Genomic DNA, 23,922 nt, shown 5'->3' on the forward strand with positions numbered 1-23,922 from the left:
GCTAGTTTAATTTTGATAACTGCGGCAATCTAGAGCCTTCAATATAATAGGCTTCTCGTTTACAATTAGCCCAACTCAATTGATATGGAAAGTTTTACCAATGATTAATAAATGCCTCTTCCCTGCTGCAGGTTACGGTACGCGCTTTCTTCCTGCAACTAAGTCTATGCCAAAGGAGATGATGCCAATAGTGAATAAGCCCCTTATTGAGTATGGTGTGGATGAGGCTATTCAAGCTGGTATGGAAGACATGTGTATTGTGACTGGTCGTGGTAAACACTCATTGATGGACCACTTTGATAAAAATTATGAGTTAGAGCACCAAATTAAGGGTACCAATAAAGAAAACTTACTTGAAGATATCCGCCAAATCATCGACGCAGCAAGTTTTACATTTGTTCGCCAGCGTGAAATGAAAGGGCTTGGCCACGCGATTCTTACTGGTAAGGAGCTGATTGGTGACGAGCCATTCGCTGTTGTTTTAGCTGATGACTTGTGTGTTAACGAAGATAAAGGTGTTCTACAGCAAATGGTTGAACTGTTTAAGCAGTTTCGTTGCTCGATCGTAGCTGTAGAAGAAGTGCCAGAGTCAGAAACGCACAAGTATGGCGTAATTGCTGGTAGCAAAATTAGCGATGATATCTATCGTGTTGAAGACATGGTAGAAAAGCCAGAGCAAGGAACAGCACCAAGCAATTTGGCCATTATCGGTCGCTATATTCTAACGCCAGATATTTTTGACATTATCGAAAATACCAAGCCTGGCAAGGGCGGTGAGATTCAAATTACAGATGCACTTCTAGCACAAGCAAAATCAGGCTGTGTTATTGCTTATAAGTTTAAAGGTAAGCGATTCGATTGCGGCAGTGTAGAAGGGTTTATTGACGCTACTAATTACTGTTATCAAACACAATACCTTGATAAACCTGCGCAAGAAATTGGTAAAGAGCGCACTGTTAAGGCTTAGACAGTCATTAAATATATGTGTGTATAAGATGATGATAGTCTGAGTTGAGGAGTATATGAACCTTTTAGTCACTGGTAGTACGGGGTTCGTAGGAGCAGCGTTACTTAAAGAAATTAAGCGTCAAGAGTGGACAGTCACTAGTGTTATACGCAGTTCAAAGTTGAGTCTCAACTCAGATTATATTGCTCCTTCTATCGACTCTAATACTAACTGGTCTGGTGCATTCGAAGGTATTGACTGTGTCGTCCACTGCGCCGCACGTGTTCACCAAATGAAAGAGTCCAAAGCGGATGCGATAAAGGCCTATAGAGAAACCAACACTGAAGGGACGCTCAATCTTGCTAGGCAAGCAGCTCAAGCTGGTGTAAAGCGTTTTGTTTTTGTTAGTTCCATTAAGGTTAATGGTGAGTTTACCAAGCCAAATCAACCATTCACTCCCGATTTAACCCATGCGCCAGACGACCCATATGGTTTAAGTAAATATGAAGCAGAGGTTCAACTTCAGCAATTAGCTAAAGAAACGGGCCTTGAGGTGGTGATTATTCGTCCTCCTTTGGTTTACGGTCCTGGCGTAAAAGCTAACTTCCTTTCTATGATACGCTGGGTGGAGAAAGGTATTCCATTGCCGTTGGGTGCAATAGATAATCGACGTAGCTTAGTTTACCTAGATAATCTGGTAGACTTTATGCTGACTTGTTGTATTCACCCTAAAGCGGCTGGCGAAACATTTTTAGTCTCAGATGGAGAAGATGTCTCGACAACTCAACTGCTAAATGCTGTTGCTAGCGGAATGAATAAAAGTTCTCGTTTGCTACCTATTCCGATGTCATTCATCGACTTTTCAGCCAAGCTTATTGGTAAGCCACAACTTTCACAAAGACTATGTGGTAACCTTCAAGTTGATAGCAGTAAGGCTAAGGCGCTACTTGGGTGGTCTGCCCCTATTTCATTTGAAGAGGGCATTCAAAGAACAGTTGATACCTACTTAGAATCTAAATAGCTCTTCCATTTACGTATACCTGGTTGTTTTTAAAACGGAGATGATTTTGATCCGCACTTTAGATTTTTTATTCGCTTTTTTCGGTCTTCTGTTTCTGTGGCCTGTCTTGATTGTAATATGTGTCTTGGGTTATTTCGATACAGGCGCTCCTGTCTTTCAGCAGACTCGAGTCGGCAGAAGCCAGCAGCCGTTTATTTTGGTGAAATTTCGTACTATGCCAGTCGAAACTAAATCGGTAGCGACTCACTTAGTTGGTGCTAGTTCAGTGACAAAGCTTGGCGCGTTCCTTCGCAAAACAAAGCTGGATGAACTACCTCAGTTATGGAATGTGTTGAAAGGGGAAATGAGTTTAGTCGGTCCTCGTCCATGTTTGTTCAACCAAGAAGAGTTGATCCAAGAGCGCGAAGAGAGAAGTGTTTTTAGTGTTCGCCCTGGCATTACAGGTCTAGCGCAGGTCAATGAGATTGATATGTCGACGCCTAAAAAATTGGCTGAATGGGACCAAAGAATGATTGAATCGATGACGATAAAACGTTATTTCATCTACATTGTTCAAACTGTGTTGGGGAAAGGGGCAGGGGACCGCGTATAGTTTGCGAGCAGATTTAGCAGCATCATAGATGAAGGAGTAATATTGTAACTACATGGAGCAAATTAAGAGTAATGTGGGTTATTTGTTCGTAGTGCAAATTACTCAATATCTAGTCCCTTTAATTGTTTTGCCATTGCTAGCCCGTACTCTGGGTACTGAAGGAGTTGGGATTGTATCTGTGGCGCTGTCTGTCTGTGCCCTCGCATTTATCGTAACGGATTTCGGTTTCTCTGTTGTTTCTCCTGCTCTCATTGCGCAAAACAAGCAGTTGAATGGTTGGCTCTCTCATTATTTAGGAGCAGCGTTCTCAATTAAGTTACTACTAGCTGTAGTATTACTTCTAGTCATTGTGTTTACCGGTGCTGTTTTTACTGATGTTGCATTTCAGCATCCATTAGTTTTTGGCGCAGTGGTCTTATCTATTTTTTTCCAGTCTTTCCAGCTTCAATGGTTTTTCCAAGGCATTGAGAGAATGCGCAATATAGTATTGAGTGTAGGGTTAGCAAAATTGATTTATTTGAGTTTGGTGGTTCTATTTGTACGCCAACCAGGTGATGAAGGTAAAGTTTTGCTTTTCTTCGCTTTTAGTCACTTGGTTACTTTATGTATTAGCCTATGCCTAGTTTATCGAGAAGGCTATAGGTTTTCGAAGCCAAGTGCTAATGACGTTTCACGTATCTTTAAGGCGTCAGCACCGTTTTTTGCTTCTCGAACTGCGGTAAGCATCTACACTAGTGCGAGTACCTTTGTTGTGGGAAGCGTATCTGGTTACCATCAAGCAGCACTATACTCTTGTGCAGAGAAACTATATCAGGCTCTTATCGCTGCGACAGCTCCAATAAGTCAAGCCCTCTATCCGCATCTAGCGCGGGCTCGAAAGGATGATCTTCTGATGATTTTTCTCGCGTACACATTACCTGTGGTAATTGGTGTCGCCTTTGGGGTTGCATATTTTTCTGAAGAGATCGTCATGCTTCTCTATGGGGCTGAATTTGCACAAGCTTCAGCTTTATTGAAGGTTTTTGCCATTACGGCCGTTATTAGCTTTATCGGAATCAATTTCGGTTACCCTGCCTATTCGACTATCAACCGTTTAGACGTAGTAAACAAAAGTGTCCTAATTGGAGGTGCTCTTCAGTTGACAGTGTTAGGTGCATTGTTTGGTTATAGCGCACTTAATGCAATTAATGTCGCTCTTTCAGTGTTGGCGGTTGAAATAGTCATTATGTGCTTTCGAGTGTTCGGCTTTTTTGTACTAAGGAAGAAAGCTCATGTTTAAAGCACTTCGAATGATATTAGCATTGGTAGATTTGCTGTTTCTCAGGAATAAAAAGAGAGTAGCTATTCCATGTATTAATGATGATGAATGGCAAGGAAATTGCGCCTTTCTATACAAGTACCTTCTCAAACATCAAAGTGAGTATGGTATTGAAATAGTGGTTCTTACTAGCCGAAGATCCAAACTGCATAATGACGATGATGCCTGTAGGAATGTTCAAACGCTCTATTCCTTCCGAGGGCTAATGAGTTTGTTTACCTCTGGTGTTGTGATTTATCACCATGGCCCTTTAGCGGGTAGAATCCCCATTTTTCCTTGGAGGCGAATAGGCTTTCATATCAACCATGGGATTCATTATAAAAAAGTAGAACTCGCATTAGACAATAAAAGTGTGCATAGAGGACTATTCTCTATAGTGAAAACAAAATGGTTCACTCCTTATCATGCTGTATCGTCACATGTAGATGCCTTGTCTTGCTGCACTTACTATCACACTAATTTACGAGATGTGTTCGTCACTGGAATTCCTCGAAATGATTTATTTTTTCAAGAGGATAATTACGGCTGGCCGAGTGGGTTGAGGCGAGACGTCGCACAGTTAGTTGATATGTCACAAAACAAAAAAATCATAGCGTATGCACCAACTTGGAGGAAGAGTGGTAGTTATGAATTCTCTAGGGGGGAGCTGAAAGCTCTTACTGCACTTCTAGATAAACACAACGCAATTTTGTTCTACGCAGGACACCCATATTTGGAGAAAAGGTGTGTGCCCGACTCGCACAGTATTATCGATTTCAACAGATACTTTAATGATATCCAATCGTTGCTACTAAAAGCTGATTTGCTTATTACAGATTACTCCAGCGTATGGATTGACTTCCTCTTGAGGGGAAAGCCAGTAATTAGTTTTCAATATGACAAATCGAGCTATCAAGACTATCGCGGTTTTCTTTTTGATACAGATGAGCTCTTTCCAGGAGAAATTGTTGAGGATGTTACTGGTTTGCTGCAGTCCATTGAACAAAACCTCGACTCGGACTATGTTCACCCAAACTATTCTAGCGTCAAAAGAATGTTTCATAGTTTTGAAGATGGCTCAAACTGCAAACGCATAACCGAGGTTATTAGTGACTTAGCTAGGTGGACCAGATGAAAATCTTACTGGTTACCACCGGGCTGGGCTTAGGCGGAGCAGAAAGGCAGGTCTGTGACTTAGCAGATGAGTTTGTAAGAAAGGGACACATTGTTCAAATTATGTCGCTTAACCTTCGTAAGGAAGTAGCTCCCAATTCTAGCCAAGTAAAAATATTTTCACTTTCGATGGATAAAACGTTGTCGGGATTATTAGTGGCTTTATATCGGGCTCGAAATCTATTGAAAGAATTTAGGCCCGATATTGTCCATAGCCATATGTATCATGCGAATATTTTTTCTCGTATTCTAAGAAGTATTGCTCGTATGCCTCGGCTAATTTGTACAGTACATAGCTCATATGAAGGAGGAAAGTTTCGAGTACTCCTATATCGTGCTACTGATAGATTAGCATCAATAAATACCGTTGTAAGTGAATATGCTCAGCGTGCTTTTATAGAGTCAGGGGCAATGACAGAAGAGCGCCTAGTCGTGGTCAGAAATGGTATTGATACCGACAGGTTTAAGTTTCGTGACAATGCTCGCCAAAAATTTAGAGATGAGTTGAAAATTGCGAGCAACGATATTTTTCTTTTGGCGGTTGGGCGTTTGGAAGATGAGAAAAACTATCCGGAGCTGATACGAGCGTTTGAGTTAGTTTCTCAGCAAGAAGAGTTTTCAAGAAAACTGAAACTATTTATTGTAGGTCAAGGCACAATGTCTGAGGGTTTGAAAAACCTTGTTGATGAGCGTCATTTGAACGACAAGATATTCTTCGTTGGAGCCAAAAAGGATGTAGAGAACTGGTTTTCTGCTAGTGATGTTTTCGTGCTTCCCTCTTTATACGAAGGGTTTGGATTAGTGGCATTGGAAGCGTTGGCTTCTGAGCGAATGGTTGTAACGACTAATAATATAGGGGTAAAAGGAGATATTGAGTTATTTGGTGAAGTTGCGCCATCTGCATATGCGTTAGAAATAGCTGATAAAATACGAGTGGCTATTCAGCGATTACATGACTTTAATGGTGCTGAAGCACGACGATATATAATAGATAAATACTCGATTCAATCAGTTTCAACGCAGTGGTTGGAAATTTATGCAGGGACAGATGAAAAAAGTTGCATTTCTAATCACAAAGTCTGAAGTGGGTGGCGCTCAAACGTGGGTGGCGCAACTCATTGCTCTCCTAGATGGAGAAATTCAGCCTATCATCATTACTAACCAGCCCGGTTGGTTATCAAAAACATTGCCTAACATACCTTGTTACTTTGTCTCTGAAATAGAGCAAGGTTTATCGATAAAAGCTCTTTGTAAGATATCGCAACTTCTGACGCACAATCAGGTCGATACCGTTGTTGCCAGTTCAGCAAATGCAGGTGTATATGCTCGTTTGATCTCTCTCAAGTACACGTTTAAATGTGTATATGTCTCTCATGGTTGGTCATGCATATATAACGGGGGAGCACTTAAGTCGGTATATATTACCTTAGAACGTCTATTGGCTAAGCTGTCCGATATTGTCTGGTGTGTTTCTCATAGTGATTATGTTAGGGCTAAAGATGTTATAAAGGTCCCAGAAAGGAAGCTGAAATTAGCTCAAAACGCTACTTTCCCATCTATGGTGAATAAGGCAACTTGCTTGGAGAAAGGAAGATCACTACGAGTTGTGAGTGTTGGGCGATTATGCCAGCCCAAAAGGTTTGAATTGTTGATGGATGCAATTCACGACCTAGCAGATATTGAGCTGACGATTGTAGGGAATGGCCCTGACTTTAACGAATTATCGACATGGTGCTCGCCCAATGTTGAGTTGGTTGGAGAAATTGAGAACTTTCGAGATTATGCTGAATTTGATGCTTTTGTATTGCTGTCAGATAGTGAAGGTTTACCCATGTCTGCAATTGAAGCTGGTAGCGCAAATATCCCTTTGATTTTAAGCGATGTTGGAGGGTGCAGTGAGTTGATTGAGCTTAGCAACCCTAATGGCCTTCTCGTTGAAAATAATATTGAGGATGTTCGTCGAGCGCTGATGGAGCTCAAGCTGAATTACTCTCGATATAAAACTGCAGCGAATGATGTCTCAGAAAAGTTCAATATCTATCGCTATAAGTCAGAATATTTTTCGATATTGGAGTAGGCTAGGCTGCTCCTTTACCTATCCACATCACCCGAAGTGTTTTGAGATAAATCTCGAAATCTAGTTGCCAGCTTAAATACTTTAAATAGTAGAAGTCGTACGCGAGCTTTTCTTTGGTGCTTTCCGTATTGTCAGTATAGCCCTGCGTTACTTGTGCCCAGCCAGTGATACCGGGTTTTACAATATGCCTGTAGTCATAAAAGGGAATCTCTTTAGCAAATTGTTTTGCAAAAATGGGTTGCTCCGGCCTTGGGCCTATAATTGACATGTCACCTTTCAATACATTCCAAAATTGCGGTAGTTCATCTAGGCGGCTGTGACGCAAAATTCGGCCTAGTTTAGAAATACGCTCTGGTTCTTCTGAAGCAAACTTAGCGGTGTCACTCCTTGTTTCAGTACGCATCGTTCTAAATTTATATAGTGTGAATGCCTGGTTGTTTTGGCCAACCCGCGTTTGTTTAAAGAAGACTGAGCCACTTCCCTGGCTCTTAATCAATAAGCAGATAATCGCCATGAGAGGAGAGGTGATGATAATAGCGAGTATAGCTATTACAAAATCTAGTACTGATTTTATCCGAAAGTACCCCGAGTAAGGCTGTAATGCGCGTATTGTACTATCAGATAAATACATACTAGATACTTTATGATCTAAGCGCTCTTGAAGTTGGCTGATATGGTATACAGGGATTTGTGCGATGGAGCAATCGGCGATAATACCCTCTTCCTTTTCTGTAAAAGGTGTTTGTATATCAACGAGAATACCTCCTTTTAACCGTGATAAATCCATCGTGTGAACATAAGGTTTTAAGGTGAGTTTCTTGGCTAGTCTATCGTGTGATTGTTGGAAATCACCGACTAAATATAGGGTTGCTTTCCACTTTGCTTCTTGACGGGTATAAAAACTGATGTACCAAATACAGCTTAGCATCCCCCCCATTAACAATATTGGTCGCGAATAGTCGATTCTAAACAGCAGTAGAGCAAAAAATGCGATCCCAAACCCTGTTAAGAGCGTCGGAATAATGCGGCTAACTTGTGATTGTAAAATAGAGCATGTCGGAGGGGGAAGTACTATGGAATTGAAGAAGAAGACACCACTAACAATAAGTAGACTAGAGAGAATAGTTGTCGGAAAGGTCGGGTAGCTAATATATGTCCACGCTAGTAAAAAACTAAGCATACAAAAGAAGTAACAGCAGTGGTAAAAAATGCAGTGACGCTTTTCCATGAGTAGCTTATTCTAATTAGTCTTGGGTAGATATTAGCATATACATGTAGACAATGGCTCTTTTGCAGAAGTGAGTTAGCTCGATATATGGTGATATCAAGCTAACCTTATATTGGCTACAAAATCTGCTTTAAAACCCGATCCGCTTTCACTCGCGTAATCTTACGCATCAGCTTCTGGACCGCATCTGGGTAATCTTCAAACTTCTCTAATTGTCTGTACGTGCAGATTAGGTCAGTGTGTTGAAGAATATTTTCCACCTCTTTTTCAAACTGAGGTGTTAAATGATGATAGTTATCTTGAATGAAGATAGCGTTTTCTAAATCTAGCTTCCAAGCTCGTGGGTTAAGGTTATTGCCCGTAATCAGCATATAACGCTTATCGACCCAAATGCCTTTTAAGTGGAAGCTGTTTTCTTCGTGCTTCCAAAGGTGGATAGAGAGTTTACGGCTGGCAATATTCGCTTCGTTCGCTTTTGCAAATTGGCGTAAGTTACGCTCATATAGGTAAGGTAAGCCACCAATGGTACGGAAATCTTCTTCTGGTGAGATGTAGAAGTCATTAGCCGTCTTATCACCAACAACAATCGTGACTTTTACACCACGTTTGATCGCCTTCTTCACTTCTTTTGCCACGCTTCGTGGGAAGTTAAAGTAAGGCGTGCAGATGAAGATCTCATCTTTTGCTTGAGCAAGTAGTTGGTTGATACCTTGGTTAAGCTTGTTACGCTTTTTACCGACACCTACGATAGGAGTGACAGCAACTTGTTCAGCTGAAACTTCTTGCGACTCAAATTGGTAGCTCGACTTAGCTAATGATGCGCGTAGTTGGCGAATTTGTGCTTTGATCTCTTTGGTTTCAGGTTTACTTGGACACGCTAAGTCATTCACAGCTGGGTGTTCAATCATCTCAGACTGAATGAACTCGACCATACTGTCTGCCAGTGCTTTGTTGCTTAGCATATGGTAGCGGTCAAAACGGTAACGGTCTTTATAGTTGAGGTAGATATTGTTTAAGCTTGCGCCACTGTAGATGACTTGATCATCAACAATAAAGCCTTTGAGGTGCAGTACGCCAAATACTTCGCGGCCACGAACTGGAATCCCGTAAACTGGGATCTTATGTTCGTAGTTCTCGGCAAATGACTTATACATTGCAGCATTGGTTTCGCCAGGGTCAGCACCAATTAAGCCACGTTGAGCACGGTGCCAGTCGACACAGACATTAATATCTAGGCCTGGATTGCGCTGCTTAGCTTGATAAAGCTCGGTCAAAATTTCTCGACCAGCCTCATCATCTTCTAAGTAAAGAGCCACAAGGTAGATTCGTTTACTTGCCTGACGAATCGCTTCAATTAAGCGAGTTCGAAAGTCTTTGGCTGCGTATAAAGTCTCGAATTGAGCGGGATCTTGCGCCAAAGTAGGAAGTTGTTCGAATAAATTCCTATGAGTCATCATGTTGGATGGGTAACCTTTACTTAAAGTGGACAGGGATATTAGCAAAAGAACGAAAAAGTTGCGAGTGACCTAAGACTCGCTACTTGAAGCTCTAAGACTTATCTCCCCACCAATATAGCTTTCGATTCCTTGCTCGGTCTCTAAAAGAACCGCGCCTTGCTCATTGATGCCTTTTGAAATGCCCGAAATCTCTCTTGGCCCCATGATAAGTTGAATCGGGCGTCCTAAGAAGTTATCGAGTCGATTCCATCTTTCAACAAAGCCTGACATTCCTTGTAGTTCATAATCAGCGAGCGACTTATTCAAGGTTTTAATCATAGTGATAGCCAGTTGGTTGCGGTCGATATTTTGACTCTCAGCCACTTCAGACAGGCTTGACCACGGTTGAGTAATCCCTTCCGTTTTATCAGACATCATCAAGTTCATACCCATGCCGATAACAAGGTTTGCGGCAGCTCCTGCTTGACCTGACATCTCAACTAAAATGCCGGCGAGCTTTTTATCTTGATAATAAAGATCATTAGGCCACTTAAGCTTTACGCCCTCTAAACCAATCTCTTCTAGTGCTTCAACGATGGCAACGCCAACCACTAAGCTTAGTCCCATTGCCGCTGCCATACCCGCATCTAAGCGCCAAAACATCGATAGGTATAGATTAGAACCAAAAGGGGAAACCCATTCTCGGCCACGGCGTCCGCGTCCTTTAGCCTGATATTCAGCTAAACATACCGACCCCGATTCTAAGCTGTCTGCTCGCTCAAGTAAGTATTGGTTGGTCGAGTCTATAATAGGAATAAGCTCTACGGGAGTCTCTAGGGCTTGGTTTAATACTTCTTGGTCAAGCAACTGCATTGGTTTCGCAAGTTGGTAGCCTTTGCCCTGTACGCGAAAGATATCGACGCCCCACTCTTGAATGCCTTTGATATGTTTACTCACGGCAGCGCGAGAAACACCAAGTTGATCACCAAGCTCTTCTCCTGAGTGAAAGCCACCTTTGGAAAGCGCTTTTAATATCGATAATTTTGCAGAGTGGTCCTTCATGACTGCTTCTCCAAGATGTCTTGTAAGTAGGTTTCTTGTTTCGCGCCCATAAAGCGAACTTCATGTTCAAGCTCGATTTGATAGCGATTTAACACCGCAGTTCGAACCTTAGCGGCAAGTTGAATGATGTCTTCCGCTGTTGCGTGGTTCTGGTTGATCAGCACTAGCGCTTGCATTGGGTGGACTTGAGCGCCACCAACTGACGTGCCTTTTAGCTGACATTGATCGATCAACCAGCCAGCTGCGACTTTCATTCCGTTATCAGCAGGGTAGGCAACAATATCGGGAAATTGATTCTTTAATTGCTCAAAGTGGTCTTTAGAAATGACCGGGTTTTTGAAAAAACTACCAGCATTGCCTGTTACAGCTGGATCTGGGAGTTTCTCCATACGAATTTGGCGTACGCGATCAAATATCTGTTGGGCGGTAAGGTCTGTTGAAGCCAAAGATTTAAGAGGTCCATACTCGATATTTGGTTGCCAATCTTTAGCGAGTATAAGGCCAACCGCAATGATCACCGCCTTTTGATATAGCGAGTGTTTAAAAATAGAGTCGCGGTAACCAAATTGACACTCCGAAGCGCTCAAGCGCTTAACTGTGAAGGTCTCCAGACAGAGAATATCGACATACTCACAAATATCTTTTAGTTCAACACCATAAGCACCAATGTTCTGGATCGGTGCACTGCCGGCACAACCCGGGATAAGAGCTAAGTTTTCTAAACCTGGATAACCACTTTCAACCGTCCACTGGACAAGAGAAGGCCAATCTTCACCACCAGATATATGCAAATGCCAGTGAGTATCAGATTCAGTGACTTCTTTGCCAAGTAATGAATTGATGATCACCATGCCTTGATACTTTTCAGTAAAGAGCATATTGCTGCCTTTACCCAGTACGAGCTTAGGTAAAGCGCTCCATTCCGCATTCAGGTAGACCTGTTTTAGCTCATCTATCGAGTTGATCTCAACAAGAAAGGCACACTGCTGAGAAACAGAAAAAGTATGATAAGGGCGTAGGTCGGCGTTAGCTGTAATTTGCATTGGTTTTATCGAGTAATCTAAACTGCGCTCATTCTACCTCAAATCGAGATTGGTGATAATGAGTGCAATGCAGATTGAGCAACTGGACCCGATGAAGCTGCCTTTAGTCGCGAGGCTATACAAATCCTTTTATCCATCCGGCAAGGCCAAAAAGGATGAGCTAACTTTGGTCGGCTACATGGCAAACCAAATGGCTGCTGTTGTCCGCTTTCGAACTATTGAACAATATCGATTGCTGACGGGGATGCTTGTTGTTCCTGATTTTAGGGGGCAGGGACTCGGGCATGAATTGATGTGTTATTGCTTGCAGCATGTGCTAGCTGAGGGTGATTATTGCTTTGCCTATCAGCATCTTGAAGGCTTTTATGCACGGCATGGCTTTAAGACGATTGATTGCCAGGAGCTGCCTAACTCGTTGAAAGTTTTATACCAACGCTATACTCGAACTAAAACGCTGGTTCCGATGAAGTACTTTGTATCAGACTCATCCTTAGACATGTAAAGCGTTTGCTTTATAAATGGCTTCCCTCATAATTACCTAGTAATTGAGGAAGTAAATATGAAAAGCACGGATAAAATTTTACAGTTAATCAAAACCAATGGTGCGGTTACGGTAAAACAATTGGCGCAAGAGTTATCTATGACGACAATGGGGGCTCGTCAGCACCTACAAGCTCTTGAGTCCCAAGGCGTGCTTACCTTTGAAGACCGTAAAGTAAAAGTTGGCCGACCAACCAGACATTGGTCGCTTACTTCTGAGGGACACAAAGAATTTGCTGATCGTCACGGTGAACTCACAATTCAAGTCATAGACGCGGTTGAGAGCTTGTTTGGTAAAGAAGGGCTGCAAAAGGTCGCCGATGAAAGGGAAAAGCAAACCTTTCATAATTACCTAAATCAGTTAAGCGAGTATTCTGAACTGGAAGCTCGTTTACTTAAGCTAGTTGAGTTGCGCCAGCAAGAAGGCTATATGGCTGAGTTAGAGAAGACGGAGTCTGGATACACTATGATTGAAAACCACTGTCCGATCTGCAAAGCTGCGACGCGTTGCCCGTCTCTTTGCCAGTCAGAGTTAAATGTATTTAAGAAGCTACTTGGTGCTGACTGCTTGATAGAACGAACAGAGCATATAGTTCAAGGTGAAAGGCGCTGTGCTTACCGGATTTCGCTTGAGGACTGATTAAACCTACACCGCCTTAAGCGTTCTTACTTTTGAGACTCTGAATAATCCCATCTTCCATTGTTTTCATGATCACCTATCCTTAAATGAGTTGCTGATACTTCAATCAGTGTATTAGGAGGCATTATGAGAACACCATTAATCAATCAAACATTACCTTCTTTTGATGAGTTGATGGAGCTTGCACAAAATAACCCCGATGCCTTCTCTCAACTCAAGCAAGACATGTGTGAAGAGATGATCCTCTCCGCTTCGGTAGAGATGCAAGATAGGCTGTGGGCGCAGCAAAGCCATATCGATCGTGTCGTCAGCACCTGCAAAAACCCTAACCACGCTAATATGGTCTTAATGCGTGAGTTGGTTTCTCAAATGACTAAATTTCAAGACGTGTTAGATGGCGATGTTGTTGAATCAGACAAGCAGCCGTTAGCTGATGTTATCTTATTGGATGAGTGGCGCTGAGTTGCCACTTAATTCTTTCTTCTTAAATTGTTGGTTATTTTCTACTTAGTCGATATGACTACCCATTTACCCCATCTCTGAACTCGATCACAAAAAAAATTCTATCTCCCCTTGGGTTTACTTAATCTGTCCCTCATATAGTTACCACAAGGCTTTGAAAGCCATTTATCAAATCAAACATGGAAATTTTCAGGAGAGACACCCGATGAATATTCGTCCATTACACGACCGAGTTATCGTTGAGCGCCAAGAAGTTGAATCTAAGTCAGCTGGTGGCATCGTTCTAACTGGTTCTGCTGCAGAGAAATCGACTCGCGGCGTAGTTCTAGCTGTAGGTAAAGGCCGCATTCTAGAAAACGGTACAGTGCTGCCGTTGGACGTAAAAGTTGGCGACACGGTTATCTTCGCTGAAGGTTACGGTACTAAGACTGAAAAAATCGACGGTAAAGAAGTGCTAGTTATGTCTGAAAACGACATCATGGCGATCGTTGAGTAATAGCAATCATTGAGTAGTTTTTTGCTCAGATTCAAATATTAGCCTATGCAAATACCATTCATTCGAGAAACGGAAAATTGCGCTGAAAAAATCCACTAGAACAAGGCAAGAATTGAAGTCTACTAGTGGGTCTAATTGCGAAATTCTTAACGCAGTTATAGAGGATTTTAGCAAGCAAGAACGATTATAGAATGGATGATATTGGCATCATTAAACAAAGAATTTAAAGGAAATAAAAGATGGCTGCTAAAGACGTTAAATTTGGTAACGACGCACGTATTAAAATGCTAGAGGGTGTAAACGTTCTGGCTGACGCAGTAAAAGTAACACTAGGTCCTAAAGGCCGTAACGTAGTTCTAGACAAATCTTTCGGTGCACCAACGATTACTAAAGATGGTGTATCTGTAGCGCGCGAAATCGAACTTGAAGACAAGTTCCAAAACATGGGCGCACAAATGGTTAAAGAAGTAGCGTCTCAAGCAAACGACGCTGCGGGTGACGGTACAACGACAGCAACAGTACTTGCTCAAGCTATCGTTAACGAAGGCCTTAAAGCAGTAGCTGCAGGCATGAACCCAATGGATCTTAAGCGCGGCATCGACAAAGCGGTAGTTGCAGCTGTTGAAGAGCTAAAAGCGCTATCTGTACCATGTGCTGATACAAAAGCGATCGCACAGGTGGGCACTATCTCTGCGAACTCTGACGCAACAGTAGGTAACATTATTGCTGAAGCGATGGAAAAAGTGGGTCGTGATGGCGTTATCACTGTTGAAGAAGGTCAGGCTCTACAAGATGAGCTAGACGTAGTAGAAGGTATGCAGTTCGATCGCGGTTACCTATCTCCTTACTTCATCAACAACCAAGAAGCTGGTTCTGTTGATCTAGAAAGCCCGTTCATTCTACTAATCGATAAGAAAGTATCGAACATCCGCGAACTTCTTCCTACTCTGGAAGCGGTAGCGAAAGCATCTCGTCCACTTCTAATCATCGCTGAAGATGTAGAAGGTGAAGCGCTAGCGACTCTAGTTGTGAACAACATGCGTGGTATCGTGAAAGTAGCCGCTGTTAAAGCTCCTGGTTTTGGTGACCGTCGTAAAGCAATGCTACAAGACATCGCTATCCTAACTGGCGGTACAGTGATTTCTGAAGAGATCGGTCTAGAGCTAGAGAAAGTTGTTCTTGAAGATCTAGGTCAAGCTAAGCGCGTAACGATTACGAAAGAAAACTCAACCATCATCGATGGTGCGGGTGAAGAAGCAATGATCCAAGGTCGTGTTGCTCAAATCCGTCAGCAAATCGAAGACGCAACTTCAGATTACGACAAAGAGAAACTACAAGAGCGCGTAGCTAAGCTAGCTGGCGGTGTTGCAGTAATCAAAGTTGGCGCAGCAACTGAAGTTGAAATGAAAGAGAAGAAAGACCGCGTAGAAGACGCACTTCATGCAACTCGCGCAGCGGTTGAAGAAGGTGTGGTTGCTGGTGGTGGTGTAGCTCTTATTCGCGCAGCATCTAAAGTTGCTAACCTTGAAGGTGACAACGAAGAGCAAAACGTTGGTATCCGTGTAGCACTACGTGCAATGGAAGCGCCAATCCGTCAAATCACTAAGAACGCAGGTGATGAAGAGTCTGTTGTTGCTAACAACGTTCGCGCAGGCGAAGGTAACTACGGTTACAACGCGGCAACGGGCGAATACGGTGACATGATCGAGATGGGTATCCTAGATCCAACTAAAGTAACTCGCTCAGCTCTTCAATTTGCAGCATCAGTAGCAGGTCTTATGATCACAACTGAAGCTATGGTTACTGACCTTCCAGCTAAAGACGCTCCTGCAATGCCTGATATGGGTGGCATGGGCGGTATGGGTGGCATGGGCGGTATGATGTAATCATCCCCTCGCTATCTATAGTTAAATTGAAAACGGAGACTTCGGTCTCCGTTTTTTATATCTGTTAGTTAGCTCCGTAGGTGCTGATGCACGTAGCCTCGAATAAACGGCACCACTTCCGCTTCAAACCATGGATTCTTCTTTAACCATAATGTGTTTCTTGGTGAAGGGTGGGGCAGTGGTAAATAAGTCGGTGCCCAGCGCTGCCATTGCTGCACGGTTTCCGTCAGAGTCTTGGGCTTATCGTTTAGATAGTAGTTTTGTGCGTACTGGCCAATCAGTAACGTCATGCCGACATTGGGTAGCTGATCTAATACCGCTTGGTGCCACTTAGGGGCGCATTCTTTTCTTGGCGGTAAGTCTCCACTTTTACCTTTACCCGGATAGCATAATCCCATCGGCATAATAGCTACCTGACTGGAGTCGTAAAAGGTCTCTTTATCGAGCTCTAGCCACTCTCTTAACCTGCTACCGCTTTGGTCATTCCAAGGGATTGAGGTTTCATGGACACGAGTTCCAGGAGCTTGGCCGATAATCAATAACTTTGCAGATTCAGAAGCTTGTATGACCGGGTTAGCGCCAAGGGGCAAGTTCTCTTCACACAATCGGCAAGCTCTTACTTGCTGCAGTAAATCATCCAACATATATCTTTCTCGGCACTAGTAGCCTTTATCCAAATCCACAGTGTTAATTAAACCAAACCCATCTCGCCAGCGTTGGTAGTTTTCCGCAAAGATATCCATCACCCGCTCAGGAAAGCTGAGAGCGGCGATGTGCGGTGTGATGGTGATATTCGGGTGTTGCCAATAAGGATGTGAATTATCTAATGGCTCTTGCTCAAACACATCGAGGAAAGCGTGGCTAATAGAGCCGGATTCCAGTGACTCTAGTAGCCCTTGCTGCTCAATTGCGCCGCCGCGACCAACGTTGAACAGTAGCGCAGCTTTACAGTGCGATAAGCTGTCACTATTTAGAATATGTTGGGTTTCAGGCGTGTTGGGTAGTGTATTGACGACAATATCCGCTTGTTCCAAAGCGGTGGCTAACTCCTGAATGTGGTAAGTCGCCTCAAATGGCGAACCTTTACTTGGAATACCACTACGGTTTATGCCAATTGGCACAATGGAAAACGCTTTAGCTGCATTGGCGAGATAAGCTCCTATTGATCCTGTACCTAGAATCACCATCTTTTTACCTGTTAGTGATTGATAAGGCTTTGGTGACCAAGACTTTTGTGTTTGTTGCTGGTGGTAATAAGTAAAGTGGCGGTAGTGCTCAATGGTATAGCCCAGTACGTATTCTGAGATTTGTTGGCCGAAGATCCCTTTTACATTGGTCAACTCACCAGAAAAGCTCTCTAGACATGGAACAAGCGCGTCGACGCCAGCGTAGATAGATTGCACCCACTCGACATTAGGAAACTCGTCAAAGCACTTTGCCGCTAAGGGTGGGGAAGCTAAAAGAATCGTTGCTTGTTCCTTATCAGAGGTGATTTCTATATCAGGTAGCGTCAATTGATCTAATAGCGCGAGGTAATATGGATTATCTTCAGTTAGTAGATATAACTTATGAGTGAAATTGTTCATCGCCTTGCTTTTTTCCCTGCTGGTTATCAAGTACACTTTCGCTGTCTAATTCAGCAACTAGGTCAACAGACCCTAAGAGTCTCTATGCTACAGAATCCTCTTCAGCTTCGTCTTGAGAAGTTAGAACCATGGAAACAGATTACCTTTATGGCGAGCCTGTGTGAACGTATGTACCCAAACTATGCGATGTTTTGTGATAGCACAGAGTTTGCGCAGGCGCGTGTTTACCGCGATGTGTTGGATAGCATCTGGGAGCAGCTTACTGTTAAAACGGCCAAAGTGAACTTTGAACGTCAACTCGAAAAGCTTGAAGAGATCATTCCAAGTTCTGAAGACTTTGACTTTTACGGTGTTTACCCAGCGATTGATGCGTGTGTCTCGCTGTCGCACCTACTTCACGGCTTGCTAGACCGAGACTACTTGTTTGAGAATATGCACAAGGTAAGTCAGCAGTCGGTGATGACGGTTGCTCAGCTTGAAGGGGCTCAAACGGGTGAAGAGATCACTAACGAGAACCAGAAGCAGAATGAAGCGGTTTGTGGCGAGTGGGACGTACAATGGGCGATCTTCCGTCCGCTGCGTGAAGCCGAAGAGCGTGATATCGACCTGATTAAAGACTTACGAGCAGAGTTGCGTGATGAAGGCGTAAGTAATATCGGGGTTCAACTCTAGAACGCTACGCTGCTAGTTCAAAGTTTTTAGCCACTAGTTTTAAAAAAGAGTATCGAGTTGCCAAATTCGATACTCTTTTTGTTTGATTAAAAGCTTACAGAGAAGCGATTATTAGCTCGTAGCTCGTAGCTCGTAGCTCGTAGCCTATTCCTCTTTTTTTGCATCAGGTACTATTGGCTCTTCATCGTCGTCATCGCGATTTTCGATAACGCCGTGTTTTTCTTTCCACTTTTCCCAGCGGTCAAAAGCGAGCTCTTGCATGTCTGTGGTGCGGTCAGCTTCGTCGACAATCTCTTCACCAACTAGGTGTTCAAATACGTCCTCTAGAGTCAAAATACCTTGAATCGTACCGTACTCGTCGACCACCATGGCTAGTTGTAGGCGGTTAGCCATCATCTGCTCAAACGCTTTTGGTAGCGCGATCGTATTGAATAGCACGTGCACTGGGCGCATCACAGCACCAAGTTGCTTCTCACCACAACCTGCTTGCTGAATCTTAAATAGCTCTAAGCGGTGGACAAAACCAATGATGTTGTCTGTTGATTGGCTGTAAACCAGTGGGCGCGAAAACGGCGTCTCTTTATGCTTATCCAGAAACTCGTTAATCGTCATCTCTGCATCGACGCGAAATACTACCGGACGTGGCGTCATTACTTGGGTAACAGGTACATCTTGAATCCCTAATAAGTTGGTGAGGATCTTCGATTCACCTTCGGCAAATTCACCGCTCTCTTTTGCTAGTAGCGCCATTGCAGACAATTCATCGCGCATTTTTGGTGCTTCATGACCGCTTGCTAGACGTTTAGTGATTTGTTCTGAGAACCACACAAATGGCGTTAATGCCCATACCATCCAACGTAATGTGGTTGCAGCCATCGGCGCAAGCTGGCGCCAATATGTTGCACCGATGGTTTTCGGCACAATTTCAGAAAACAGCAGAACGGCAAAAGTGAGTACCGCAGAGAACACCCCTAACCACTGACTGCCAAATACGACAGACGCTTGCGCACCAGCAATAGCTGCACCAATGGTGTGAGCGATGGTGTTAAGGGTAAGGATCGAAGCCAGAGGTCGGTCGATATCTGTTTTTAACTTTGCCAAAGCGTCCGCTGCAGGGTGACCTTGCTGACGCAATTGAGCGATATAACTTGGTGAGATACTCAGAAGAACCGCTTCTAAGACGGAGCAGATAAACGATACGCCAATCGCAACAGAGACGTATATAGTTAGCAACAACATAAGTGTCCTATGTAGGTTTATCTCCACCATAAACGTTGCATGAAAAGTCTGACTTTTCGAACCTGTGCATGATTACAGTGGACATTTTGTATTCGCTTTAAGCCCCGCACTATCAGGCTTTACGGACTTTTGCTGATGTATAAATAAGGCCAAATGAGGTTAAAAACAAGTATTAACTGATCCTCCCAGAGTAACAAATTGTGAGTTAATACTCAGAATACGGTTAAAAGTACGTCATGAAAGCGAAAGATCGCTTACAAACCTTTGCCAGATAGGGCATTTATGATTTAGAGTGAGTTGAATTCGATAACATATGAGAAGGGAAACCTAATGAACAAGACCCAATTAATCGACTTTATCGCAGAGAAAGCAGACCTATCTAAAGCACAAGCTAAAGCTGCTCTTGAAGCTACTCTTGAAGGTGTGACTGGCGCACTTAAAGAGGGTGACCAGGTTCAACTAATTGGTTTTGGTACATTCAAAGTTAACCACCGTGCAGCACGTACTGGCCGTAACCCTAAAACTGGTGACGAGATCCAAATCGCTGCAGCGAACGTTCCTGCTTTCGTAGCAGGTAAAGCACTGAAAGACGCAGTAAAATAATTAAATACTGATTTCAGAGTTTTACACTCTAGATTGTATATAATACGCCAAGGTAGTCTTTCCTATCTTGGCGTATATTTGTTTTATGACTATGAAAAAAATACTTCTTCCTTCACTAATCGCTTCTTTGCTTATCGGTTGCTCATCGAGTGTACCGACGCCAAATCTTGATCAGTTCTCCAATTATACTGGTGGACAGACGATGGGCGATGCGACCAGTTTATATTGGTACACGGAGCGCTTAACCTTCCCTCATACCGCTGCCGATTATGTCGCGGCTGGCGATTATGGTTGGTATAAAACCGACTACCGCTGGGATGAGGGTGAGCTGAGAGAACTGATTCGTGAAGGTGAACAGCTTAAAGACGCAGAGCTAGTGCCATATCGTATTCATGTGCGCTTTAACAAAGACGGTGATGCTATCTATCAGCAACACAGGCTAGATGGGCGAGTGTTGCCGCTTAAGGTGGATAAAATTGCTTGGTTGAAGCAAGAAGCGCTCAACATTGCGGATGTTGCCAAGCAGCAAAGCAGCAATGGCATGAGACTGATCCAAGGCTATTGGGATGGAACCAGCTTTGACGCTTGTAATGGCAAGAGCTATGATCAGGTGGAGTTTAATGAAACCTTGCCAAGCTTTGTCGTGAACCGCTTATCATCGGTTGACAGCTATGCGGCGTTTATTGGTTCAACACGCAGTAATAAAGTGGTTGTGAATGAGCTGCTCATGTTGTCTGACGACAGTCATGATTGTATTGAGCGTCCAAGCTTAATTGAAGAATAAGTTTAGGCTTTAATAGATAAACAAAAGGCGCTCATTGAGCGCCTTTTAACTTCTAGTCAGTTAGCCAAACTGAAATTGTTATTTATTTCTCTTGCTCACGTGCAATCGCGCGGTAGCCGATGTCGTTGCGGTGGAACATACCATTCCAGCTCACCTGCTTAGCCAGTGCGTACGCTTTCTCTTGCGCTTCTGAAACGCTATTACCTAGTGCTGTTGCACACAGTACGCGACCACCATTCGTCACAACTTCACCCGCAGCGTTATTTGCGGTACCGGCGTGGAATATCTTCTGATCGTCAGCTTGCTCAGTTGGTAGTGAAATTACATCGCCTTTCGCGTAGTCAGCAGGGTAACCACCAGCCGCTAGGACTACGCCGATAGATGCGCGAGGATCCCATTTAGACTCTGCTTCATCTAACTTCTCGTCGATCGCCATTAGGCATAGCTCAACAAGGTCAGACTCCATACGCATCATAATAGGTTGTGTTTCTGGGTCACCGAAGCGGCAGTTGTACTCGATAACTTTCGGTGTGCCGTCTTTGTCGATCATTAGACCTGCGTATAGGAAACCTGTGTATGGGTGACCTTCTGCGTCCATACCGCGCACGGTAGGGTAGATAACTTCTTCAAGAATACGCTCATGGATTTCAGGTGTAACAACAGGAGCAGGAGAGTAAGCACCCATACCGCCAGTGTTAGGGCCTGTATCTTTATCGCCGACACGTTTATGGTCTTGGCTGGTGGCCATTGGTAGAACGCTTTGACCGTCAACCATCACGATGAAGCTCGCTTCTTCACCTTCAAGGAATTCTTCGATAACCACGCGGCTACCGGCTTCACCGAATGCATTGCCAGCCAGCATGTCTTTGATTGCCTCTTCTGCTTCCTCTAGAGTCATCGCAACGATAACCCCTTTACCTGCAGCAAGACCGTCAGCTTTCACTACGATAGGAGCACCTTGCTCGCGGACGTAAGCTAGAGCTGGCTCAATTTCAGTGAAGTTTGCGTAAGCGCCTGTTGGGATCTTGTGGCGCGCTAGGAAGTCTTTGGTGAATGCTTTTGAGCCTTCTAGCTGCGCAGCCGCTTCAGTTGGGCCGAAGATTGGCAGACCTGCTTCGCGGAAAGCGTCAACCACACCGATAACTAGCGGCGCTTCAGGGCCAACAATCGTTAGCTCGATTTTCTTCTCTTGAGCGAAAGCAACCAGCTCAGAGATTGCTTCAACGCCGATGTTTACGTTCTCTAGTTTTGGCTCAAGCGCTGTACCTGCGTTACCAGGTGCAACGAATACTGTCTCAACATTTGGGTTTTGTGCTGCTTTCCAGCCTAGTGCATGCTCACGACCGCCAGCACCGATGATAAGTACGTTCATTTTAAATCCTTCAATCAAATTGCTTAGCTTCGAGTATCGAGTAGAGAGCTTCGAGTGATTGCTGTTGACCGTACTCGTTGCTCTCGTATCTCTCTAATGACGGAAGTGACGCATTCCGGTAAAGATCATCGCCATACCATGTTCATCTGCAGCAGCGATAACTTCATCATCACGCATAGAACCGCCCGGTTGAATTACACACTTAATGCCTGCTTCTGCAGCCGCGTCGATACCGTCACGGAATGGGAAGAACGCATCAGATGCCATTACACAGCCTTCAACCTGTAGACCTTCGTCTGCAGCTTTGATACCTGCGATTTTCGCTGAGTAAACACGGCTCATTTGGCCAGCGCCTACACCGATAGTCATGTCGCCTTTCGAGTAAACAATCGCGTTTGATTTCACGTATTTCGCTACTTTCCAGCAGAATAGAGCATCTTTCAGCTCTTCAGTCGTTGGTTGACGCTTAGATACAACTTTAAGGTCCTCTTCAGACACCATGCCTTGGTCGCGGTCTTGAACTAGCAGGCCACCGTTAACGCGTTTCACGTCAAAGCCAGTTGTCTTAGTTGTCCACTCGCCGCATTCTAGTAGGCGAACGTTCTTCTTAGCTGCAACCACTTCAATTGCTTCAGCTGATACAGAAGGGGCGATGATGACTTCAACGAATTGGCGCTCAACGATAGCGGTTGCTGTTTCAGCGTCTAGTTCTTGGTTGAAGGCGATGATGCCGCCGAAAGCTGATGTTGGGTCTGTTTTGTATGCACGGTCGTAAGCTTCTAGGATGTTGCTACCTAGTGCTACGCCACATGGGTTCGCGTGCTTAACGATCACACAAGCTGGCTCGTCGAACTCTTTTACACACTCAAGTGCTGCGTCAGTGTCAGCGATATTGTTGTAAGAAAGTGCTTTGCCTTGGATTTGGCGAGCAGTCGAAACCGATGCTTCTTCAGGGTTTGCTTCAACGTAGAAAGCGGCTGCTTGGTGGCTGTTTTCACCGTAGCGCATGTCCTGCTTTTTCTCGAACTGCAGGTTGAAGGTGCGAGGGAACTTGCTCTCTTCGTCACCCTCTTTGTTCTCTCCGTAAGAAGGAACCATAGTGCCGAAGTAGTTAGCGATCATGCCATCGTACGAGGCTGTGTGCTCAAATGCTGCGATAGCTAGGTCAAAGCGAGTGTCTAGAGTAAGAGATTTGTCGTTCGCATCCATTTCAGCGATAACACGGTCGTAGTCGTGTGCATTAACCACGATAGTCACATCTTTGTGGTTTTTCGCTGCAGAACGAACCATTGTTGGACCACCGATGTCGATGTTCTCAACTGCATCAGCAAGCGTACAGCCTTCTTTAGCAACGGTTTCTGCGAATGGGTATAGGTTTACAACAACCATATCGATTGGGTTGATGCCGTGCGTTTCCATTACTTCATCATCTTGACCACGACGACCAAGTACACCACCGTGTACTTTAGGGTGAAGAGTCTTAACACGACCGTCCATCATTTCAGGGAAACCAGTGTAGTCTGATACTTCCGTTACAGAGATGCCTTTTTCTGCCAGTAGGCGAGCCGTACCACCAGTTGATAGAATATCAACGCCACGGTTAGCTAGAGCTTGTGCAAACTCAACAATACCAGTTTTGTCTGATACGCTGATTAGAGCGCGGCGAATAGGACGAGCGTTAGTCATGCTTCAATTCCTCAAAGTCACAGAGTTAATATGAAAGATAAAGATATTTGCCAAAAATGAACTTGTTTCTACTATTGCTAT

At 44.0% G+C, this 23,922-nt stretch carries 24 protein-coding genes; 15 read left to right on the top strand and 9 right to left on the bottom strand.

The genetic code is table 11. The annotated features are described in order from the left end of the window. The first annotated feature begins 100 nt into the window (after positions 1 to 100). Genes galU through ACHUFZ_RS12370 form a run of 7 tightly spaced genes read left to right on the top strand, consistent with a single transcriptional unit; the run spans position 101 to position 7,106 of the window. Positions 101 to 967, top strand: a complete 867-nt coding sequence (galU, locus tag ACHUFZ_RS12340) for a UTP--glucose-1-phosphate uridylyltransferase GalU (protein ID WP_394127417.1) — start codon at positions 101 to 103, stop codon at positions 965 to 967. 55 nt (positions 968 to 1,022) lie between these two features. Further along, positions 1,023 to 1,967, top strand: coding sequence for a UDP-glucose 4-epimerase family protein (locus ACHUFZ_RS12345; RefSeq protein ID WP_394127418.1), 945 nt, complete (start codon positions 1,023 to 1,025; stop codon positions 1,965 to 1,967). Positions 1,968 to 2,010: 43 nt separating this feature from the next. Continuing rightward, positions 2,011 to 2,559: a sugar transferase gene (locus ACHUFZ_RS12350; protein WP_394127504.1), complete on the top strand. Its 549-nt coding sequence runs from the start codon at positions 2,011 to 2,013 to the stop codon at positions 2,557 to 2,559. A 52-nt stretch (positions 2,560 to 2,611) separates the two neighbouring features. Continuing rightward, a complete protein-coding gene (locus ACHUFZ_RS12355; RefSeq protein WP_394127419.1) occupies positions 2,612 to 3,838 on the top strand; it encodes an oligosaccharide flippase family protein in 1,227 nt (408 codons plus the stop codon). Then, on the top strand, positions 3,831 to 4,991 hold the full coding sequence (locus tag ACHUFZ_RS12360) for a CDP-glycerol glycerophosphotransferase family protein (protein WP_394127420.1): 1,161 nt from the start codon (positions 3,831 to 3,833) through the stop codon (positions 4,989 to 4,991). Before ACHUFZ_RS12355 ends, ACHUFZ_RS12360 begins: the two co-directional genes overlap by 8 nt. Beyond that, on the top strand, positions 4,988 to 6,112 hold the full coding sequence (locus ACHUFZ_RS12365; RefSeq protein WP_394127421.1) for a glycosyltransferase: 1,125 nt from the start codon (positions 4,988 to 4,990) through the stop codon (positions 6,110 to 6,112). Before ACHUFZ_RS12360 ends, ACHUFZ_RS12365 begins: the two co-directional genes overlap by 4 nt. Beyond that, a complete protein-coding gene (locus tag ACHUFZ_RS12370; RefSeq protein WP_394127422.1) occupies positions 6,078 to 7,106 on the top strand; it encodes a glycosyltransferase in 1,029 nt (342 codons plus the stop codon). Before ACHUFZ_RS12365 ends, ACHUFZ_RS12370 begins: the two co-directional genes overlap by 35 nt. Position 7,107: 1 nt before the next feature. Here the strand turns inward: ACHUFZ_RS12370 and ACHUFZ_RS12375 are convergent, their stop codons facing one another. The 4 genes from ACHUFZ_RS12375 to murB form a co-directional block, all read right to left on the bottom strand. After that, the gene (locus tag ACHUFZ_RS12375; protein WP_394127423.1) at positions 7,108 to 8,334 is read right to left on the bottom strand and encodes a sugar transferase; all 1,227 of its coding nucleotides are present in this window, start codon (positions 8,332 to 8,334) and stop codon (positions 7,108 to 7,110) included. 116 nt (positions 8,335 to 8,450) lie between these two features. Beyond that, the gene (pssA, locus tag ACHUFZ_RS12380; RefSeq protein WP_394127424.1) at positions 8,451 to 9,791 is read right to left on the bottom strand and encodes a CDP-diacylglycerol--serine O-phosphatidyltransferase; all 1,341 of its coding nucleotides are present in this window, start codon (positions 9,789 to 9,791) and stop codon (positions 8,451 to 8,453) included. Between the two features lie 69 nt (positions 9,792 to 9,860). Further along, a complete protein-coding gene (gene birA, locus ACHUFZ_RS12385) occupies positions 9,861 to 10,832 on the bottom strand; it encodes a bifunctional biotin--[acetyl-CoA-carboxylase] ligase/biotin operon repressor BirA (RefSeq protein WP_394127425.1) in 972 nt (323 codons plus the stop codon). Continuing rightward, positions 10,829 to 11,875, bottom strand: coding sequence for a UDP-N-acetylmuramate dehydrogenase (gene murB, locus ACHUFZ_RS12390; RefSeq protein WP_394127426.1), 1,047 nt, complete (start codon positions 11,873 to 11,875; stop codon positions 10,829 to 10,831). The genes birA and murB overlap by 4 nt, the downstream gene beginning before the upstream one ends. A 67-nt stretch (positions 11,876 to 11,942) precedes the next feature. On the opposite strand from murB, the gene ACHUFZ_RS12395 reads away from it, so the two are divergent. The 5 genes from ACHUFZ_RS12395 to groL all read left to right on the top strand — a co-directional run bounded on the left by ACHUFZ_RS12395 (position 11,943) and on the right by groL (position 15,899). Next, positions 11,943 to 12,377 (top strand): GNAT family N-acetyltransferase, encoded by a 435-nt coding sequence (locus ACHUFZ_RS12395; RefSeq protein ID WP_394127427.1) that lies wholly within the window; start codon positions 11,943 to 11,945, stop codon positions 12,375 to 12,377. A gap of 57 nt (positions 12,378 to 12,434) precedes the next feature. Then, complete coding sequence (locus ACHUFZ_RS12400) at positions 12,435 to 13,055, top strand: helix-turn-helix transcriptional regulator (protein WP_394127428.1); 621 nt, start codon at positions 12,435 to 12,437, stop codon at positions 13,053 to 13,055. A gap of 126 nt (positions 13,056 to 13,181) precedes the next feature. Next, entirely contained in the window at positions 13,182 to 13,517 is a 336-nt protein-coding gene (locus ACHUFZ_RS12405; protein WP_394127429.1) for a DUF3135 domain-containing protein, read from the top strand. A gap of 205 nt (positions 13,518 to 13,722) precedes the next feature. Beyond that, complete coding sequence (locus ACHUFZ_RS12410; RefSeq protein WP_004410737.1) at positions 13,723 to 14,013, top strand: co-chaperone GroES; 291 nt, start codon at positions 13,723 to 13,725, stop codon at positions 14,011 to 14,013. Positions 14,014 to 14,252: 239 nt separating this feature from the next. Beyond that, the gene (gene groL / locus ACHUFZ_RS12415) at positions 14,253 to 15,899 is read left to right on the top strand and encodes a chaperonin GroEL (RefSeq protein WP_394127430.1); all 1,647 of its coding nucleotides are present in this window, start codon (positions 14,253 to 14,255) and stop codon (positions 15,897 to 15,899) included. 68 nt (positions 15,900 to 15,967) lie between these two features. Here groL and ACHUFZ_RS12420 read toward each other — a convergent pair whose 3' ends face one another. Next, complete coding sequence (locus ACHUFZ_RS12420) at positions 15,968 to 16,543, bottom strand: uracil-DNA glycosylase family protein (RefSeq protein WP_394127431.1); 576 nt, start codon at positions 16,541 to 16,543, stop codon at positions 15,968 to 15,970. 15 nt (positions 16,544 to 16,558) lie between these two features. Beyond that, positions 16,559 to 17,485 carry a D-2-hydroxyacid dehydrogenase gene (locus ACHUFZ_RS12425; RefSeq protein ID WP_394127432.1) on the bottom strand — a complete coding sequence of 309 codons (927 nt, stop codon included), beginning with the start codon at positions 17,483 to 17,485 and terminating at the stop codon, positions 16,559 to 16,561. A gap of 84 nt (positions 17,486 to 17,569) precedes the next feature. Between ACHUFZ_RS12425 and ACHUFZ_RS12430 the strand changes: the two genes are divergently transcribed. Then, positions 17,570 to 18,157, top strand: a complete 588-nt coding sequence (locus tag ACHUFZ_RS12430) for a YjaG family protein (RefSeq protein ID WP_394127505.1) — start codon at positions 17,570 to 17,572, stop codon at positions 18,155 to 18,157. Positions 18,158 to 18,301: 144 nt separating this feature from the next. Here ACHUFZ_RS12430 and ACHUFZ_RS12435 read toward each other — a convergent pair whose 3' ends face one another. Then, positions 18,302 to 19,396: a CNNM domain-containing protein gene (locus tag ACHUFZ_RS12435; RefSeq protein WP_394127433.1), complete on the bottom strand. Its 1,095-nt coding sequence runs from the start codon at positions 19,394 to 19,396 to the stop codon at positions 18,302 to 18,304. 330 nt (positions 19,397 to 19,726) lie between these two features. On the opposite strand from ACHUFZ_RS12435, the gene hupA reads away from it, so the two are divergent. Next, positions 19,727 to 19,999, top strand: a complete 273-nt coding sequence (gene hupA / locus ACHUFZ_RS12440; protein WP_004410720.1) for a nucleoid-associated protein HU-alpha — start codon at positions 19,727 to 19,729, stop codon at positions 19,997 to 19,999. 91 nt (positions 20,000 to 20,090) lie between these two features. After that, complete coding sequence (locus ACHUFZ_RS12445) at positions 20,091 to 20,783, top strand: DUF1481 domain-containing protein (RefSeq protein ID WP_394127434.1); 693 nt, start codon at positions 20,091 to 20,093, stop codon at positions 20,781 to 20,783. 82 nt (positions 20,784 to 20,865) lie between these two features. On the opposite strand, the gene purD is transcribed toward ACHUFZ_RS12445, so the two are convergent. Both purD and purH read right to left on the bottom strand, forming a co-directional pair. Beyond that, the gene (gene purD / locus ACHUFZ_RS12450; RefSeq protein WP_394127435.1) at positions 20,866 to 22,155 is read right to left on the bottom strand and encodes a phosphoribosylamine--glycine ligase; all 1,290 of its coding nucleotides are present in this window, start codon (positions 22,153 to 22,155) and stop codon (positions 20,866 to 20,868) included. Positions 22,156 to 22,248: 93 nt separating this feature from the next. Further along, positions 22,249 to 23,841 carry a bifunctional phosphoribosylaminoimidazolecarboxamide formyltransferase/IMP cyclohydrolase gene (gene purH / locus ACHUFZ_RS12455; RefSeq protein ID WP_394127436.1) on the bottom strand — a complete coding sequence of 531 codons (1,593 nt, stop codon included), beginning with the start codon at positions 23,839 to 23,841 and terminating at the stop codon, positions 22,249 to 22,251. Between the last annotated feature and the right edge of the window lie 81 nt (positions 23,842 to 23,922).

Source organism: Vibrio hepatarius, from assembly GCF_043642085.1.
Taxonomy (GTDB): Bacteria; Pseudomonadota; Gammaproteobacteria; order Enterobacterales; family Vibrionaceae; genus Vibrio; species Vibrio hepatarius_C.

Coding starts and splice junctions, on each gene's coding strand:
- galU (WP_394127417.1), top strand. CDS start 101: ATGATTAATAAATGCCTCTTCCCTGCTGCAGGTTACGGTACGCGCTTT.
- ACHUFZ_RS12345 (WP_394127418.1), top strand. CDS start 1,023: ATGAACCTTTTAGTCACTGGTAGTACGGGGTTCGTAGGAGCAGCGTTA.
- ACHUFZ_RS12355 (WP_394127419.1), top strand. CDS start 2,612: ATGGAGCAAATTAAGAGTAATGTGGGTTATTTGTTCGTAGTGCAAATT.
- ACHUFZ_RS12360 (WP_394127420.1), top strand. CDS start 3,831: ATGTTTAAAGCACTTCGAATGATATTAGCATTGGTAGATTTGCTGTTT.
- ACHUFZ_RS12365 (WP_394127421.1), top strand. CDS start 4,988: ATGAAAATCTTACTGGTTACCACCGGGCTGGGCTTAGGCGGAGCAGAA.
- ACHUFZ_RS12370 (WP_394127422.1), top strand. CDS start 6,078: ATGAAAAAAGTTGCATTTCTAATCACAAAGTCTGAAGTGGGTGGCGCT.
- ACHUFZ_RS12375 (WP_394127423.1), bottom strand. CDS start 8,334: ATGGAAAAGCGTCACTGCATTTTTTACCACTGCTGTTACTTCTTTTGT.
- pssA (WP_394127424.1), bottom strand. CDS start 9,791: ATGATGACTCATAGGAATTTATTCGAACAACTTCCTACTTTGGCGCAA.
- birA (WP_394127425.1), bottom strand. CDS start 10,832: ATGAAGGACCACTCTGCAAAATTATCGATATTAAAAGCGCTTTCCAAA.
- murB (WP_394127426.1), bottom strand. CDS start 11,875: ATGCAAATTACAGCTAACGCCGACCTACGCCCTTATCATACTTTTTCT.
- ACHUFZ_RS12395 (WP_394127427.1), top strand. CDS start 11,943: ATGCAGATTGAGCAACTGGACCCGATGAAGCTGCCTTTAGTCGCGAGG.
- ACHUFZ_RS12400 (WP_394127428.1), top strand. CDS start 12,435: ATGAAAAGCACGGATAAAATTTTACAGTTAATCAAAACCAATGGTGCG.
- ACHUFZ_RS12405 (WP_394127429.1), top strand. CDS start 13,182: ATGAGAACACCATTAATCAATCAAACATTACCTTCTTTTGATGAGTTG.
- ACHUFZ_RS12410 (WP_004410737.1), top strand. CDS start 13,723: ATGAATATTCGTCCATTACACGACCGAGTTATCGTTGAGCGCCAAGAA.
- groL (WP_394127430.1), top strand. CDS start 14,253: ATGGCTGCTAAAGACGTTAAATTTGGTAACGACGCACGTATTAAAATG.
- ACHUFZ_RS12420 (WP_394127431.1), bottom strand. CDS start 16,543: ATGTTGGATGATTTACTGCAGCAAGTAAGAGCTTGCCGATTGTGTGAA.
- ACHUFZ_RS12425 (WP_394127432.1), bottom strand. CDS start 17,485: ATGAACAATTTCACTCATAAGTTATATCTACTAACTGAAGATAATCCA.
- ACHUFZ_RS12430 (WP_394127505.1), top strand. CDS start 17,570: ATGCTACAGAATCCTCTTCAGCTTCGTCTTGAGAAGTTAGAACCATGG.
- ACHUFZ_RS12435 (WP_394127433.1), bottom strand. CDS start 19,396: ATGTTGTTGCTAACTATATACGTCTCTGTTGCGATTGGCGTATCGTTT.
- hupA (WP_004410720.1), top strand. CDS start 19,727: ATGAACAAGACCCAATTAATCGACTTTATCGCAGAGAAAGCAGACCTA.
- ACHUFZ_RS12445 (WP_394127434.1), top strand. CDS start 20,091: ATGAAAAAAATACTTCTTCCTTCACTAATCGCTTCTTTGCTTATCGGT.
- purD (WP_394127435.1), bottom strand. CDS start 22,155: ATGAACGTACTTATCATCGGTGCTGGCGGTCGTGAGCATGCACTAGGC.
- purH (WP_394127436.1), bottom strand. CDS start 23,841: ATGACTAACGCTCGTCCTATTCGCCGCGCTCTAATCAGCGTATCAGAC.